A 13188-nucleotide genomic window follows, 5' to 3' on the forward strand; every position below is an offset into this window, starting at 1 on the left:
GTGGCGCGTCAGACCGCCTGGATATTCGCTGCCTGCTTGCCTTTCGGCCCGACTTTGACGTCGAACGAGACACGCTGGTTTTCCTTCAGCGTCTTGAAGCCGTCCATCCGGATTTCGGAAAAGTGCGCAAACAAATCTTCACCACCATTGTCCGACGTAATAAAGCCAAAGCCTTTAGCATCGTTAAACCATTTCACGATACCGGTATCCATGTCTTCGTTCCCCACTCGATAAGATCAAAAAAGCTATTTTTATAGCCGTTACCCGAAATCCCGAAACATTGCGCCGGCACCCGCACCAGCACGCCGCCCGAGGACGGTGTGCTGACTTTATAAATTGGACAATCCGGGTGCGTCAAGAAAATTTTTAGCGACTCTTTTATCGAAAAGACGCTAATACCACTGGAATCGGTACACCATCGCCTTTGATTAATTGATTCGCATCAAAAACCTGTCAATATTACCGGGACCGGATCGCTAATAATGCAGGCCGTGAAATTCCTACCGGGGACAAATCGACTCGGTAAAATCCTCGGGTTTTTTCCGGGTTGCGGAAATCCGGGGACGTTGCGATCCTGAATCAACGCCGAATGAAGGAGAGGGTCATGTGGCTGGACGGAATCAAGCGCTTCGCGAGCCGGCTCGGACGCGTACGTCGCAAGTCCCGCGCCCTGGCCGAGTCCGCGCGCGAAGCGCCGTGCGATACCGAATTCGATACGACGTGGCACGGCGATCACTGGCAGAACCTGCTCGCATCTCCCCTGGATGCCCGTCACTACGTGATGGAAGACTGGACCTACACGCCGCCGCCGGTCGAAGCAGAAGATGCCGCGCCCGCGGGCAAGCGCAAGCGCCGCTCGCACACGCGGTAAGCGCACCGGGCAGCGGGGCAAAAAAAAAGCGCGACTGGGAAGTCGCGCCGACAAAGGTTTGGAGATCTTTTCCGTCAACGAAAAAGTCTGCTTCGGAAAGCAGAGATCGCAGTATAGCGAGAGAACTACCTTTCATTATCCATGCCCCACACAAACCTCTATTGCCGATGCGTCAATAATCGCTCTATGGCCGCTCCTGTCAGCTGCTGACCGCCTGTCGCACTTGCGCAACGCCCGTTACGTAGTCCTGATCGCCATTTCCCTTTTCCGCACTGCCGCAAACCCTTACCGGAAAAGGGTTTCCGCGATTTTTTCAATTTTTGCGGATTCCAAAATACACTATTTCTTAAAGCGTGAGCCGCGCCCGCTTCGCACCCTCCGTACACTGCGAATGACTTTCTGATAAGCGCACCGCCGCTCTGCCGGGCCGGCTACAGCGTCAAGCAAAACACGGCCAGTCCGCCGCAGGTTCGATCGACATCATCCTGTTTGGAGACAGATCCATGAAAAAAACCCTGATCGTCACCGCGTTGTCGGGTGTATTCGTTACCGCAGCCCATGCTCAAAGCAGCGTTACGCTGTACGGCCTGATCGATGCAGGCATCACCTACACGAACAATCAGGGTGGCCACAGCTCATGGTCGGAACGCAGCGGCCAGATCAACGGCAGCCGCTGGGGCCTGCGCGGCACGGAAGATCTCGGCGGTGGTCTGAAAGCAATCTTCGTGTTGGAAAACGGCTTCAACATCGCCAACGGCACGCTGGGCCAAAATGGCCGCGAATTCGGCCGGCAGGCGTTCGTCGGCCTGTCGCAAGACCAGTTTGGCTCCGTCACCCTCGGTCGCCAATACGATAGCGTCGTCGATTACATCGGGCCGCTGTCGCTGACCGGCACGCAATTCGGCGGCACCCAATTTGCCCACCCGTTCGACAACGACAACCTGAACAATTCGTTCCGGATCAATAACTCCGTCAAATATACGAGCGTTAATTTCGGCGGCCTGAAGTTCGGCGCGTTGTACGGCTTCTCGAACAGCAACCAGTTCTCGAACAACCGGGCATACAGCGCGGGGGTGTCGTACACCTACGCCGGCTTCAACATCGGCGCCGGCTACCTGCAGTTGAACAATGACATCTCGGGCCTCACGGCAGCTGCTGTCACCAACAGCGCCGGCGCGGTGGCAGGCGACAACACGTTCGTCGGCAAGCGTCAGCGCGTGTTCGGCGGCGGCCTGAACTATACGTTCGGCCCCGCAACGGCCGGCTTCGTATTCACGCAATCGCGTGTGAACCGGGCGCTCGGCATCTCCGCGGGCGCCTCGGGCGTGTCGAGCGGCCTGGGTCTCGACGGCACGTTCGCCCGCTTCAACAACTACGAAGTAAACGCGCGCTACGCGCTCACGCCGGCCTTGTCGCTGGCCGGGTCGTACACGTACACCGCGGGCTTCCTGGACGGCCGTCATCCGGGCTGGAATCAGTTCAACCTGCAGACCGACTATGCGCTGTCCAAGCGGACCGACGTATATGTGCAAGGCGTGTATCAGCGCGTCAGCACGGACGGCCTGGGTATCGGCGCCTATGTCAATGGCCTCGGTGGCGCCTCGTCGACCAACAAGCAGATCGCGGTGACCGCCGGCCTGCGCCATCGCTTCTGAGCAACCGGCAACGCCAAAGCCAACGCAACGTACACGCGAATAAAGAAGCGCCCCATCGGGGCGCTTTTTCTTGGCTGCGTCGCACCGCCGACGCTCAGGCATCACCCCGCGCCGGATACCGGACGTCGAGTATGTCGATCGGCTGCGGGCCGGCCGGCGTCATCAGCGTGACGGTATCGCCGATCTTCGCCTTGATCAGCGCACGCGCGACGGGAGAAATCCAGCTGACGCAGCCGCGATCGAGGTCGACCTCGTCGATCCCGACGATCGTCACCGTGTGATCCTCGCCGTCCGGCGTCTCGTAATCGACCGTCGCGCCGAAGAACACCTGGTCGACATTCTCCTGCCGGCTCGCGTCGACGACTTCGGCGAGGTCGAGTCGCTTCGTCAGGAAGCGGATGCGCCGATCGATCTCGCGAAGCCGCCGCTTGCCGTAGATGTAGTCGCCGTTCTCCGACCGGTCGCCGTTCGACGCCGCCCACGACACGAGCCGCACGACCTCGGGACGCTCGACGTCGATCAGGTTCAGCAGCTCATCCCGCAGCCGCTTGTGGCCGGCCGGCGTGATGTAGTTTTTCGCACCCGCCGGAATCGCGGGTTGAGCCTGGTCGAGATCGTCGTCGTCACCGTCCGACTCTTTGACAAACGCCTTGTTCATGATGCAGATTCAACGTGGATGACTGATCCCCCAAGGGTACACGAAGGGCGGCCGACCAAGGTCATGGCACCTAATTCGCGAATAAGGCTTCCCTTTTTATACGACTCTGCTATACTTCCGCTTCTGCGTGCGGCTGTAGCTCAGTTGGATAGAGTACTTGGCTACGAACCAAGGGGTCGTGGGTTCGAATCCTGCCAGCCGCGCCACTTTTTCGAGGGCCTTCCGAACCGAAGGCCCTTTCAGTTCGAAGCAGTAGAAGTTTGTTGTTGCGTGCGGCTGTAGCTCAGTTGGATAGAGTACTTGGCTACGAACCAAGGGGTCGTGGGTTCGAATCCTGCCAGCCGCGCCACTTTTTTGGGGGCCTTCCCATCGCAGAAGGTTCCGACAGTTGAAGCAGTACCGTTTTGCGTGCGGCTGTAGCTCAGTTGGATAGAGTACTTGGCTACGAACCAAGGGGTCGTGGGTTCGAATCCTGCCAGCCGCGCCACCTTAAAAGGGCTTTCCTTCGGGAAAGCCCTTTTTTCTTTTTGCGGCCGCCCTTCTCACTCGCACCATCGCCCGGACGCCTTCGGCAACGTGCCGGTAACGTCGCGCCCCCTTTCGTCGGCGTCAATGAAAACGGCGGCCATTGGCCGCCGTCCGTCGAGCATCGAATCCACCCGCCAGGGCACGTGAGCGTCAGTAGTCCTGCCGCTCCCGCTCGATACGCATGCCGCCGTCATGGCGCGCATGCGCACCGTCGTCGGTCGAGCGCTCGCGCATGATCCGCATCACGTCGGGATTGGTTCTCACGCGCCGCATCACGTTCGCGAGATGCACGCGGTCGCTGACCTGGATCACGAAGCGCAGCACCGTCGATTCGTGCGTCAGATCCTCGTCCATCGCGATATGGACGATGTTCGCGTCGGCCGACGTGATGTCCGCCGCGACGCGCGCGAAGATGCCCTTCGTGTTCTTCACCAGCGCCTTCACCGCGACATCGAACAGGCGGCCCGGCTGCGGCGCCCATTCGACGTCGATCCAGCGGCCCGGATCGCGGCGATGGATGCGCTGCGCGACACGGCAGTCCGTCGTATGAATCGCCATGCCCAGACCGATGCCGATGTAACCCATGATCGCGTCGCCCGGAATCGGCCGGCAGCAGGCGGACAACTGCACGGACATTCCTTCGGTGCCGGTGATCACGACCGGCGGCGCATGATGCGCGGGATGCCGCTCGGACTTCGGCAGATCGTCGTCCGCGTCGCGGCCGCTCATCAGCACCTCGATGCGCTTGGCCATCACTGCGGCGACGCGACGACCGAGGCCGATGTCCGCGAAGATTTCCTGACGGCTCTTGTTGCCCGTCCACTGCACGAGCTTCTCCCACACTTCCGGCTCGACGTCGGCCAGCGCGAGACCATAGCCCTTCAGGCTCTGGTCGACGAGCCGCTCGCCCAACTGCACGGACTCGTTCAGGCGCATCGTCTTCAGGTAGTGGCGGATCGCCGAGCGTGCCTTGCCGGTACGCACGAAGCCGAGCCATGCGGGGTTCGGTTTCGAATACGGCGCGGTGATCACCTCGACGATGTCGCCGCTCTTCAATTCGGTGCGCAGCGGCAGCAGTTCGTTGTTGATCTTCACGGCCACGCACTGGTTGCCGAGATCGCTGTGGATCGAATACGCGAAATCGAGCGCCGTCGCGCCGCGCGGCAGCGCCATGATCTTCGACTTCGGCGTGAACACGTAGACCGCGTCGGGGAACAGGTCGATCTTCACGTGCTCGAGGAATTCGCTCGAATCGCCCGCCTCGCTCTGGATGTCGAGCAGCGACTTCAGCCACTGGTGCGCGCGCTTCTGCACGTCGCTGAGATCCGCGCTGCCGTTCTTGTACAGCCAGTGCGCGGCGACCCCCGCCTCGGCGATCTCGTGCATCTTGCGCGTACGCACCTGGAACTCGATCGGCGCGCCGAACGGGCCGACGAGTGTCGTGTGCAGCGACTGATAGCCGTTGATCTTCGGGATCGCGATGTAATCCTTGAACTTGCCGGGCACCGGCTTGTACAGCGCGTGCAGCGCGCCGATGCACGTGTAGCAGTCGAGCGGGCTGTCGACGACCACACGGAAGCCGTACACGTCGAGCACCTGGGAGAACGACAGCTGCTTGTCGCGCATCTTGCGATAGACGCTGTAGATGGTCTTCTCGCGGCCGGTGATCTCGGCGTCGATCTTCGCGTCGGCCATCGCGCGCTGCGCGGCCTCGAGGATCTTGCTGATCACTTCGCGGCGATTGCCGCGCGCGGCCTTCACCGCCTTCTCGAGCGTCGCGTAGCGATGCGGGTTGAAGTTCGCGAAGCTCATGTCCTGCAGCTCGCGATACGTGTTGTTCAACCCGAGCCGGTGCGCGATCGGCGCGTAGATGTCGAGCGTTTCCCGCGCGACGCGGCGGCGCTTTTCCATCGGCACCGCGCCGAGCGTGCGCATGTTGTGCAGGCGGTCGGCGAGCTTGACGAGAATGACGCGCACGTCGCGTGCCATCGCGAGCAGCATCTTGCGGAAGTTTTCCGCCTGCGCTTCCTCGCGGCTGCGGAATTCCATCTTGTCGAGCTTCGACAGGCCGTCGACCAGTTCGGCGACCTTCGGGCCGAACCGCTCGGCCAGCTCGTTCTTGGTCACGCCCTGGTCTTCCATCACGTCGTGCAGCAACGCGGCCATCACGGCCTGCGCGTCGAGCTTCCAGCCGGCGCAGATTTCCGCGACGGCAACGGGATGGGTGATGTAGGGCTCGCCGCTCTGGCGATATTGACCGAGGTGGGCTTCGTCGCTGAAGTGGAACGCCGCCTTGACCTCTTTGATTTCGTCCGGAGCGAGATACTCGGCAAGCGCGGCCGTCAGTTTCGCGATCGAAACGACGCCGTGCTTGCGCGGCTGCTCCGGTGTGGCGGTCGGCCCGAACAGATGCCGGAAGGACTGTTCGAGGACCGCGTCGATGTACTGGCGCGCAGGCGACTGGGCCGTGGCTTCGGTGGTCGAATCCGCGGAGGCGGACGATGGGGTGGTGCTCATATTCGCCTCCAGGTCGAGTCGTTGCGCGCGTGGACTACATGGCTGGAACGGGCCGGATGCGCGTTACACCGGCACCTTCTTCAGCATCTCGACGCCGACCTGGCCGGCGGCGATTTCGCGCAGCGCGACGACGGTCGGCTTGTCGCGGCTTTCGATCTTCGGCGTATGGCCTTGCGCGAGCTGCCGCGCGCGATAGGTGGCGGCGAGCGCCAGTTCGAAGCGATTCGGGATTTGCTTCAGGCAGTCTTCGACGGTAATGCGAGCCATGTTGGTAATTCCTTCTGAATATAGTCCTTATTCTACCTTATGTCCCTCGTGCCCCGCGTCATTCCGCGTGGGGCAGATGGACACCGAGGTCGATGAACAGCTCCGTGTGTCGCGCGTACTGCGAAGCAAAACGCAGGCGCGTCGCCGCGACGATGCATTCGAGTTCCGCGAGCGCACGCTCGAAATTCTCGTTGATCACCACGTATTCCGCTTCCGACGCGTGCGCGATCTCGCTGCCGGCGGCCAGCAGGCGCCGCGTGATCACGTTCGGTTCGTCCTGGCCGCGCTTCTTCAGGCGCTCCTCGAGGGCATCGAGCGACGGCGGCAGGATGAAAATGCCGACCGCGTTGCGGAACTGCTTCTTCACCTGCAACGCACCCTGCCAGTCGATTTCGAGCAGCACGTCGTGGCCGTTCCTCATCTGCTCTTCGATCCAGACGCGCGACGTGCCGTAGTAATTGCCGTGCACTTCCGCGCTCTCGAGGAATTCGTGCGCCGCGTGACGCGCGCGGAAATCCTCGACGCTCGTGAAGTGGTAGTGCTGGCCGTCCTGCTCGCCCGGGCGCGGCTTGCGCGTCGTGTACGAGATCGACAGGCAGATGTCGCTGTCCTTCGACAGCAGCGCATTCACGAGCGTCGACTTGCCGGCGCCCGACGGCGCGACGACCATGAACAGGTTACCGGGATAGACGCCGCCATGCAGCGAATGCGACGCGTGGCCGTCGCGGGTGGAATCGGTCATGTTGCTTTTACTCCAGGTTTTGCACTTGCTCGCGCATCTGCTCGATCAGCAGCTTCAGCGCCATCGATGCGTCGGCGAGTTCCTTCGCCGCCGCCTTCGAGCCGAGCGTGTTCGCTTCGCGATTCAGTTCCTGCATCATGAAGTCGAGACGCTTGCCGACGCGGCCGCCCTTCTCGATCACGTGACGCGTTTCGTTCAGGTGCGCGGTGAGCCGCGACAGCTCTTCCGCGATGTCGATCCGGATCCCGTACATCGTCACTTCCTGACGGATGCGCTCCGCGGCTTCCTCGCGCGTGACGACCGTCGAGCCGCCTTCGGGCGCCGCGAGGCCGAGCGCTTCCTGCAGTCGCTCGACGATCTTCTGCTGATGCTTCGCGATCAGCTCCGGCACGAGCGGCGTGATGCGCGCGACGATCGCCTCCATCTCGGTGACGTTCGACAGCAGCATCGTCGCCAGTTGCGCGCCTTCGCGCGAGCGCACGACGACGAGTTCGCCGATCGCTTCCTTGCCGCAGGCGAGCACCGCGTCGCGGATCGCCTCGGCCGACACGCCGCTTTCGGCGAGCACGCCGGGCCAGCGCAGGACTTCACCCGCGCGCAGGCGGCCGACGCCCGGGAACGAATCGAGCACCGCGCGTTCCAGCTCGGCAAGCTGGCCGAGCGCCGACTGGTTCAGCGCGCCCGCGCCGATGCTCTGCTCGCCGCGCTGCAGGTTGATACGCACGTCGACCTTGCCGCGCGACAGCTTGTTCATCAGCATTTCGCGCAGCGCGGGTTCGCACGCACGCACGTCGTCCGGCATCCGGAAATTGAGATCGAGGAAGCGCGAGTTCACGGTGCGCAGTTCGACCGACACGCTGGTGCCGCCGTTGCCGGCAGCCGTCGCGAGTTCGCGCGTCGCGCTCGCGTAGCCCGTCATGCTGTAGATCATGGTTCGTCTCGCCGTCTGGTGCCCTCGCGGGCGGGGAATACATCGAGGCGCCCGGCGCATCGGAAGGCGCGGGGCGGGAAGCGCGCATTATCCCATTTTTGCGGACCACCCCGCCGGGCACGGCCGCCGTTCGGCGCTAAAATCGGGGTTTCCTCTCCTTCCGCGATTTCCCCATGACGTCTTCCGTTTCCCGCCCGAGCGGCCGCCGCGCCGACGAACTGCGCAAGGTCGCCCTCACGCGCCACTACACGAAACACGCCGAAGGCTCGGTGCTGGTCGAATTCGGCGACACCAAGGTGCTCTGCACCGCGAGCGTCGCCGAGCGCGTGCCCGAATTCCTGCGCGAGCGCGGGCAAGGCTGGCTGACCGCCGAATACGGGATGCTGCCGCGCGCGACCCACACGCGCAGCGACCGTGAGGCCGCACGCGGCAAGCAGACGGGCCGCACGCAGGAAATTCAGCGCCTGATCGGCCGCGCGCTGCGCGCGGTGTTCGATCTCGAAGCGCTCGGCCCGCGCACGATCCATATCGACTGCGACGTGATCCAGGCCGACGGCGGCACGCGCACGGCCAGCATCACCGGCGCGTTCGTCGCCGCGCACGACGCCGTGTCGACGCTGATCGCGGCCGGCAAGCTCGCACGCTCGCCGATCACCGACCACGTCGCCGCGATCTCGGTCGGCGTGTACGAAGGCGCGCCCGTGCTGGACCTCGACTACGCGGAAGATTCGCGCTGCGACACCGACATGAACGTCGTGATGACGGGCGCGGGCGGCTTCGTCGAAGTCCAGGGCACCGCCGAAGGCGTGCCGTTCTCGCGCGCCGAGATGAACGCGCTGCTCGACCTCGCGCAGGACGGGATCGCCGAGCTGGTGCAGTTGCAGAAAGAGGTCCTGGGTGCGAGCCATGCCTGAGGACCGTACCGTCGCGCCGCTGTCGCGCATCGTTCTCGCGTCGAACAACCCGGGCAAGCTGCGCGAATTCACCGCGCTGTTCTCGACGGTCGGCATCGAGATCGTCCCGCAGGGCGACCTCGCGGTGCCCGAGGCGGAAGAGCCGTTCGGCACGTTCATCGAGAACGCGCTGACCAAGGCACGCCACGCGTCGCGGCTCACCGGGCAGCCGGCGATCGCCGACGATTCCGGCCTGTGCGTGCGCGTGCTGCGCGGCGCGCCGGGCGTCTATTCGGCACGCTACGCGCAGCGCGCGGGCCGCGACAAGGGCGACGCGGCGAACAACGCGTATCTCGTCGAGCAACTGCGCGGCGTCGACGACCGGCGCGCGTACTACTGCTGCGTGCTCGCGCTCGTCCGCCATGCGGACGATCCGGAGCCGCTGTTCGCCGAAGGGCGCTGGGCCGGCGAGATCGTCGATACGCCGCGCGGCGAACACGGTTTCGGCTACGACCCGTATTTCTACCTGCCGTCGCTCGGCGCGACGGCCGCCGAACTCGAGCCGGCCGTGAAGAACACGCACAGCCATCGCGCGCTGGCGCTGAAGGCGTTGCTCGCGCGGCTCGCGGAGGAAGCATGAGTTTGCTCGATACCCATTCGCAGCGGGAGGTCGCATGAGCCAGGCCGCGGACACCGGCGCGCGCGTGGTCGCGACCTTCACGTCGCCCGGCCAGGTGCGTCTCACGTCGCTGCCGCCGCTCGCGCTGTACGTGCATTTCCCGTGGTGCGTGCGCAAGTGCCCGTACTGCGATTTCAACTCGCACGAATGGAAAGGCGAGCGGTTCCCGGAAGCCGACTATCTCGACGCGTTGCGCGCCGACCTCGAGCAGGCGCTGCCGCTCGTGTGGGGCCGGCAGGTGCATACCGTGTTCATCGGCGGCGGCACGCCGAGCCTGCTGTCGGCGGCCGGCCTCGACCGGATGCTGTCCGACGTGCGCGCGCTCTTGCCGCTCGACGCCGATGCCGAGATCACGCTCGAGGCGAATCCGGGCACGTTCGAAGCCGCGAAGTTCGCGCAGTTCCGCGCCAGCGGCGTAAACCGCCTGTCGGTGGGCATCCAGAGCTTCAACGAAGCACACCTGAAGGCGCTCGGACGGATTCACGACACCGCGCAGGCACGCGCGGCCGTCGAGATCGCCGCGAAGAACTTCGACAACTTCAACCTCGACCTGATGTTCGCATTGCCGAACCAGACGCTGGACGAATGCCACACCGACATCGAGACCGCGCTGTCGTTCGCGCCGCCGCACCTGTCGCTGTATCACCTGACGCTCGAGCCGAATACGCTGTTCGCGAAGTTCCCGCCCGTCGTTCCCGACGACGACGCGTCGGCCGACATGCAGGAATGGATCCATGCGCGCACGGCCGAAGCCGGCTACGGGCGCTACGAAGTATCCGCGTACGCGAAGCCGAATCATCAGTGCAAGCACAACCTGAATTACTGGCGCTTCGGCGACTATCTCGGGATCGGCGCGGGCGCCCATACGAAGCTGTCGTTCCCGAACCGGATCCTGCGGCAGGCGCGCTACAAGCATCCGGCGACCTTCATCGAGCAGGCGAAGGGCGGCACGGCCGTCCAGGAAGAGCGTGAAGTCGGCGCGCGCGACCTGCCGTTCGAATTCATGCTGAACACGCTGCGGCTCGTCGAGGGCTTTCCCGTGCACAGCTTCGCGGACCGCACGGGCCTGCCGATGAGCACGATCGAGCCGGCGCTGAAGGAAGCGGAACGGCGCGGGCTGATCACGCGCGATTTCACGCAAATCGCGCCGACGCCACTCGGCCAGCGTTTCCTCAACGACCTGCAGGAATTGTTCCTGCGCGACGACTGAACGCATGAACGCGGCGGCATTTCGGTTACAATGCCGCCTCGTGTGGAAGCGTGGCCGAGCGGTTTAAGGCACTGGTCTTGAAAACCAGCGACGGGAAACTGTCCGTGAGTTCGAATCTCACCGCTTCCGCCAGGAAGTTCGTCGAACCCCGTCCATTCGCAGAATGACGGGGTTTTTGTTTGTCCGCACACGTGCGCCTCGCACGTTCCGACGCGTCGCGCCGGATGCCGTTACAATCCCGCGCTCCGATTCGCGAAACGGGAAATCCACGTCATGAAGCCCTTCCTCGTCTCGTCGCTCGTCGCCGTGCTGGCCACCGTCAGCACGCATGCAGCGGCCGACACCGCCCCCGGCGGCGACGCCCAGGCGTCGTGCGCGATCGCCTACGTAACCGGCGTCGGCGGTTCGCCGCGCGGCCTGAGCGAATACCTCGCGAGCCCGTCGCCGTACAACTACCTGAAGGACAACGAGCTTCAGTGCAAGGTGGGCGACGACGGACGCACGTCGCACTGTACCGGCGTGACCTACCTGCGCAACGAACAGGTCAGCGTGTATGACGATTCCGATCCGGCGACGCTGACCGTCGTCGCGCGCGTGGAACTGGACCATGGCCAGAAGTATCCGGTGATCGTCGTCGTGCAGCGCAAGGACGCGCGCTGCAAGTAACGAAGTCGCGGTGCGACACGCGCCGTCGGTCGAGACGGAACGTGCGTTCACGCCGCGCCTCGCGCGACACCTCCGCAGTGGGCGCGGGCAGCAGCGCCCGGTCGATGCAAACCGGACGAGCACGTCAAGCAGCGCACCGGCGCCCGACGCGAAAAATACGATGATCCTCATTTCCGTCGCTCGCTCATGGAATCGGCGCCGGATCGACACGGTACGGGATACCCGCCGCCGCACACCGCCCCGGGACGCCTCCCGGCCCGCCCCGCCATCGCCTAGAATTCGTTCAACACGGCGACACGAACGCCGCCGCGTGTTCGATGTATTCGATGCCGCACGCGCCACCCCTGCGCGCGGCACACGGAGATCGCCATGACCGACCTGTCGACCGCGACGGAACCCGTCGATTACGAAGGTTTCGAGATCCATGTCGTGCCGGCCACGCTGCCAGGCAGCGACACGCGCTATACCTACACCGGCTACGTGTGCCATCCGGGCGTGAATCCGGCGCTGCCCGGCCATGCGGTGCCGTTTCACGCGGACGGCGAGGAAAGCTTCGCGAGCCTCGACGAGGCGACCCACGAAGCCATCCACATCGGCAAGAGCATCATCGACGGCACGCACCCCGACCTGTCGGTACTGTCGCTCGTCACGCACGGCTTCTGAACCAGCCGGCGCACATCGCCGGCGATTGCCCGGGAGGTGCGGTCGAGGTTGCCGCATCGGTGGACCGCTGCGCCAGCCGGACGATCGATCGCAGCGTGCCGTGGCTTTCAACCTTGCAACACGCGCGTCCGCCGCGGCCGCGGTCACATGTCGCGTCACATCCCGACGCACGTTGCACGTTGCTCGACGCGGCACCCGGTCGTCATCATCAGCGATCCCAGCGGCCGATCCAGCGCGCTATGCGTTTCTCCCCATATCGTCTCGCGTCGGTGCGCCTATCATTTTTTTATCGTCCCTGCCGGCCATTACCTCATGCGCCCCCTTCTCCGTCCGTGCGTCGCCCGGCTGCGTGTTGCCGCGCTGGCCGCCGTCGCCCTGCTTGCCGCGTGCACGATCACGCCGCCTTCGTCGCTACGCTCGGTCCTGACGATTCCGTCGGTCATACGCAGCGGCAACCTCGACCAGTATCGCGTCGAGGTCGCGCATCGTGTCGCCGAACGCAATCCGTCCGGCATGCTGCACGGCACACCGCAGGCCATGCTGCGTTCGCTCGTCGTCGTCGCCTTCACCGTCGATGGCAGTGGCCGCGTGGTCAACGCATCCGTCTATCGCAGCAACGGCGACAGCGAAGCAGAAGCGCTCGCGCTCGCATCGCTGCGCCGCTCGGCGCCGCTCCCCGCGCCGCCGTCGCGGCTGCTCGACGGCAACGGCCGGCTCGAACTGATGGAAGGCTGGCTCTTCAACGACGACGGCCACTTCCAGCTGCAAAGCACCGCCTCCGCGCAGGCGCAATCGATCGACTGACGCGCCGCCGCGGCCCGATTGCCGGTGAGCGGCGGCGCTGGCTATAATTTTCCGCACTCGCACGGCCATCACGCCGCGCGTGCGTTCGCACGCCCCACCCGGCA

The 13188-nt window shown here is 64.3% G+C and carries 14 protein-coding genes and 4 tRNA genes; 12 read left to right on the forward strand and 6 right to left on the reverse strand.

What is annotated here, in order from left to right; all coding sequences use genetic code 11:
* Positions 1 to 8: 8 nt before the first annotated feature.
* Positions 9 to 212, reverse strand: a complete 204-nt coding sequence (locus tag HWX07_RS11155; protein WP_006476615.1) for a cold-shock protein — start codon at positions 210 to 212, stop codon at positions 9 to 11.
* 392 nt (positions 213 to 604) lie between these two features.
* On the opposite strand from HWX07_RS11155, the gene HWX07_RS11160 reads away from it, so the two are divergent.
* Both HWX07_RS11160 and HWX07_RS11165 read left to right on the forward strand, forming a co-directional pair.
* Positions 605 to 871, forward strand: coding sequence for a hypothetical protein (locus HWX07_RS11160; RefSeq protein ID WP_175876340.1), 267 nt, complete (start codon positions 605 to 607; stop codon positions 869 to 871).
* Between the two features lie 503 nt (positions 872 to 1374).
* Positions 1375 to 2526, forward strand: coding sequence for a porin (locus HWX07_RS11165; protein ID WP_027808996.1), 1152 nt, complete (start codon positions 1375 to 1377; stop codon positions 2524 to 2526).
* Between the two features lie 94 nt (positions 2527 to 2620).
* Here HWX07_RS11165 and greB read toward each other — a convergent pair whose 3' ends face one another.
* Positions 2621 to 3184, reverse strand: a complete 564-nt coding sequence (gene greB / locus HWX07_RS11170) for a transcription elongation factor GreB (protein ID WP_006476618.1) — start codon at positions 3182 to 3184, stop codon at positions 2621 to 2623.
* Between the two features lie 129 nt (positions 3185 to 3313).
* Between greB and HWX07_RS11175 the strand changes: the two genes are divergently transcribed.
* The 3 genes from HWX07_RS11175 (at position 3314) to HWX07_RS11185 (ending at position 3671) form a co-directional block, all read left to right on the forward strand.
* Positions 3314 to 3390, forward strand: a tRNA-Arg gene (locus HWX07_RS11175).
* 66 nt (positions 3391 to 3456) lie between these two features.
* Positions 3457 to 3533, forward strand: a tRNA-Arg gene (locus tag HWX07_RS11180).
* Between the two features lie 61 nt (positions 3534 to 3594).
* A tRNA-Arg gene (locus tag HWX07_RS11185) sits at positions 3595 to 3671 on the forward strand.
* Between the two features lie 191 nt (positions 3672 to 3862).
* Here HWX07_RS11185 and HWX07_RS11190 read toward each other — a convergent pair.
* The 4 genes from HWX07_RS11190 to HWX07_RS11205 all read right to left on the reverse strand — a co-directional run bounded on the left by HWX07_RS11190 (position 3863) and on the right by HWX07_RS11205 (position 8169).
* Entirely contained in the window at positions 3863 to 6229 is a 2367-nt protein-coding gene (locus HWX07_RS11190; protein ID WP_006476619.1) for a bifunctional (p)ppGpp synthetase/guanosine-3',5'-bis(diphosphate) 3'-pyrophosphohydrolase, read from the reverse strand.
* 63 nt (positions 6230 to 6292) lie between these two features.
* A complete protein-coding gene (rpoZ, locus tag HWX07_RS11195; protein ID WP_006025620.1) occupies positions 6293 to 6496 on the reverse strand; it encodes a DNA-directed RNA polymerase subunit omega in 204 nt (67 codons plus the stop codon).
* 58 nt (positions 6497 to 6554) lie between these two features.
* Positions 6555 to 7238 carry a guanylate kinase gene (gene gmk, locus HWX07_RS11200; RefSeq protein ID WP_175876341.1) on the reverse strand — a complete coding sequence of 228 codons (684 nt, stop codon included), beginning with the start codon at positions 7236 to 7238 and terminating at the stop codon, positions 6555 to 6557.
* A gap of 7 nt (positions 7239 to 7245) precedes the next feature.
* Positions 7246 to 8169 carry a YicC/YloC family endoribonuclease gene (locus HWX07_RS11205; protein ID WP_012328100.1) on the reverse strand — a complete coding sequence of 308 codons (924 nt, stop codon included), beginning with the start codon at positions 8167 to 8169 and terminating at the stop codon, positions 7246 to 7248.
* A 173-nt stretch (positions 8170 to 8342) separates the two neighbouring features.
* On the opposite strand from HWX07_RS11205, the gene rph reads away from it, so the two are divergent.
* The 7 genes from rph to HWX07_RS11240 all read left to right on the forward strand — a co-directional run bounded on the left by rph (position 8343) and on the right by HWX07_RS11240 (position 13084).
* Entirely contained in the window at positions 8343 to 9083 is a 741-nt protein-coding gene (gene rph / locus HWX07_RS11210; RefSeq protein WP_175876342.1) for a ribonuclease PH, read from the forward strand.
* Positions 9076 to 9702 (forward strand): RdgB/HAM1 family non-canonical purine NTP pyrophosphatase, encoded by a 627-nt coding sequence (rdgB, locus tag HWX07_RS11215; protein WP_175876343.1) that lies wholly within the window; start codon positions 9076 to 9078, stop codon positions 9700 to 9702. Before rph ends, rdgB begins: the two co-directional genes overlap by 8 nt.
* 34 nt (positions 9703 to 9736) lie before the next feature.
* Entirely contained in the window at positions 9737 to 10951 is a 1215-nt protein-coding gene (gene hemW, locus HWX07_RS11220; RefSeq protein WP_175876344.1) for a radical SAM family heme chaperone HemW, read from the forward strand.
* A gap of 44 nt (positions 10952 to 10995) precedes the next feature.
* A tRNA-Ser gene (locus HWX07_RS11225) sits at positions 10996 to 11083 on the forward strand.
* A 141-nt stretch (positions 11084 to 11224) separates the two neighbouring features.
* The gene (locus HWX07_RS11230) at positions 11225 to 11617 is read left to right on the forward strand and encodes a hypothetical protein (RefSeq protein ID WP_175876345.1); all 393 of its coding nucleotides are present in this window, start codon (positions 11225 to 11227) and stop codon (positions 11615 to 11617) included.
* 369 nt (positions 11618 to 11986) lie between these two features.
* The gene (locus HWX07_RS11235) at positions 11987 to 12280 is read left to right on the forward strand and encodes a hypothetical protein (protein WP_175876346.1); all 294 of its coding nucleotides are present in this window, start codon (positions 11987 to 11989) and stop codon (positions 12278 to 12280) included.
* A gap of 312 nt (positions 12281 to 12592) precedes the next feature.
* Positions 12593 to 13084: an energy transducer TonB gene (locus HWX07_RS11240; protein WP_175876347.1), complete on the forward strand. Its 492-nt coding sequence runs from the start codon at positions 12593 to 12595 to the stop codon at positions 13082 to 13084.
* Positions 13085 to 13188: the final 104 nt, after the last annotated feature.

The organism is Burkholderia sp. BCC0097 (assembly GCF_902832985.1).
In the GTDB taxonomy this organism is placed as follows: Bacteria; Pseudomonadota; Gammaproteobacteria; order Burkholderiales; family Burkholderiaceae; genus Burkholderia; species Burkholderia orbicola.

What these genes read in the sequence shown, in the direction of transcription:
- HWX07_RS11155 (WP_006476615.1), bottom strand. Translation starts at nt 212, where the DNA reads ATGGATACCGGTATCGTGAAATGGTTTAACGATGCTAAAGGCTTTGGC.
- HWX07_RS11160 (WP_175876340.1), top strand. Translation starts at nt 605, where the DNA reads ATGTGGCTGGACGGAATCAAGCGCTTCGCGAGCCGGCTCGGACGCGTA.
- HWX07_RS11165 (WP_027808996.1), top strand. Translation starts at nt 1,375, where the DNA reads ATGAAAAAAACCCTGATCGTCACCGCGTTGTCGGGTGTATTCGTTACC.
- greB (WP_006476618.1), bottom strand. Translation starts at nt 3,184, where the DNA reads ATGAACAAGGCGTTTGTCAAAGAGTCGGACGGTGACGACGACGATCTC.
- HWX07_RS11190 (WP_006476619.1), bottom strand. Translation starts at nt 6,229, where the DNA reads ATGAGCACCACCCCATCGTCCGCCTCCGCGGATTCGACCACCGAAGCC.
- rpoZ (WP_006025620.1), bottom strand. Translation starts at nt 6,496, where the DNA reads ATGGCTCGCATTACCGTCGAAGACTGCCTGAAGCAAATCCCGAATCGC.
- gmk (WP_175876341.1), bottom strand. Translation starts at nt 7,238, where the DNA reads ATGACCGATTCCACCCGCGACGGCCACGCGTCGCATTCGCTGCATGGC.
- HWX07_RS11205 (WP_012328100.1), bottom strand. Translation starts at nt 8,169, where the DNA reads ATGATCTACAGCATGACGGGCTACGCGAGCGCGACGCGCGAACTCGCG.
- rph (WP_175876342.1), top strand. Translation starts at nt 8,343, where the DNA reads ATGACGTCTTCCGTTTCCCGCCCGAGCGGCCGCCGCGCCGACGAACTG.
- rdgB (WP_175876343.1), top strand. Translation starts at nt 9,076, where the DNA reads ATGCCTGAGGACCGTACCGTCGCGCCGCTGTCGCGCATCGTTCTCGCG.
- hemW (WP_175876344.1), top strand. Translation starts at nt 9,737, where the DNA reads ATGAGCCAGGCCGCGGACACCGGCGCGCGCGTGGTCGCGACCTTCACG.
- HWX07_RS11230 (WP_175876345.1), top strand. Translation starts at nt 11,225, where the DNA reads ATGAAGCCCTTCCTCGTCTCGTCGCTCGTCGCCGTGCTGGCCACCGTC.
- HWX07_RS11235 (WP_175876346.1), top strand. Translation starts at nt 11,987, where the DNA reads ATGACCGACCTGTCGACCGCGACGGAACCCGTCGATTACGAAGGTTTC.
- HWX07_RS11240 (WP_175876347.1), top strand. Translation starts at nt 12,593, where the DNA reads ATGCGCCCCCTTCTCCGTCCGTGCGTCGCCCGGCTGCGTGTTGCCGCG.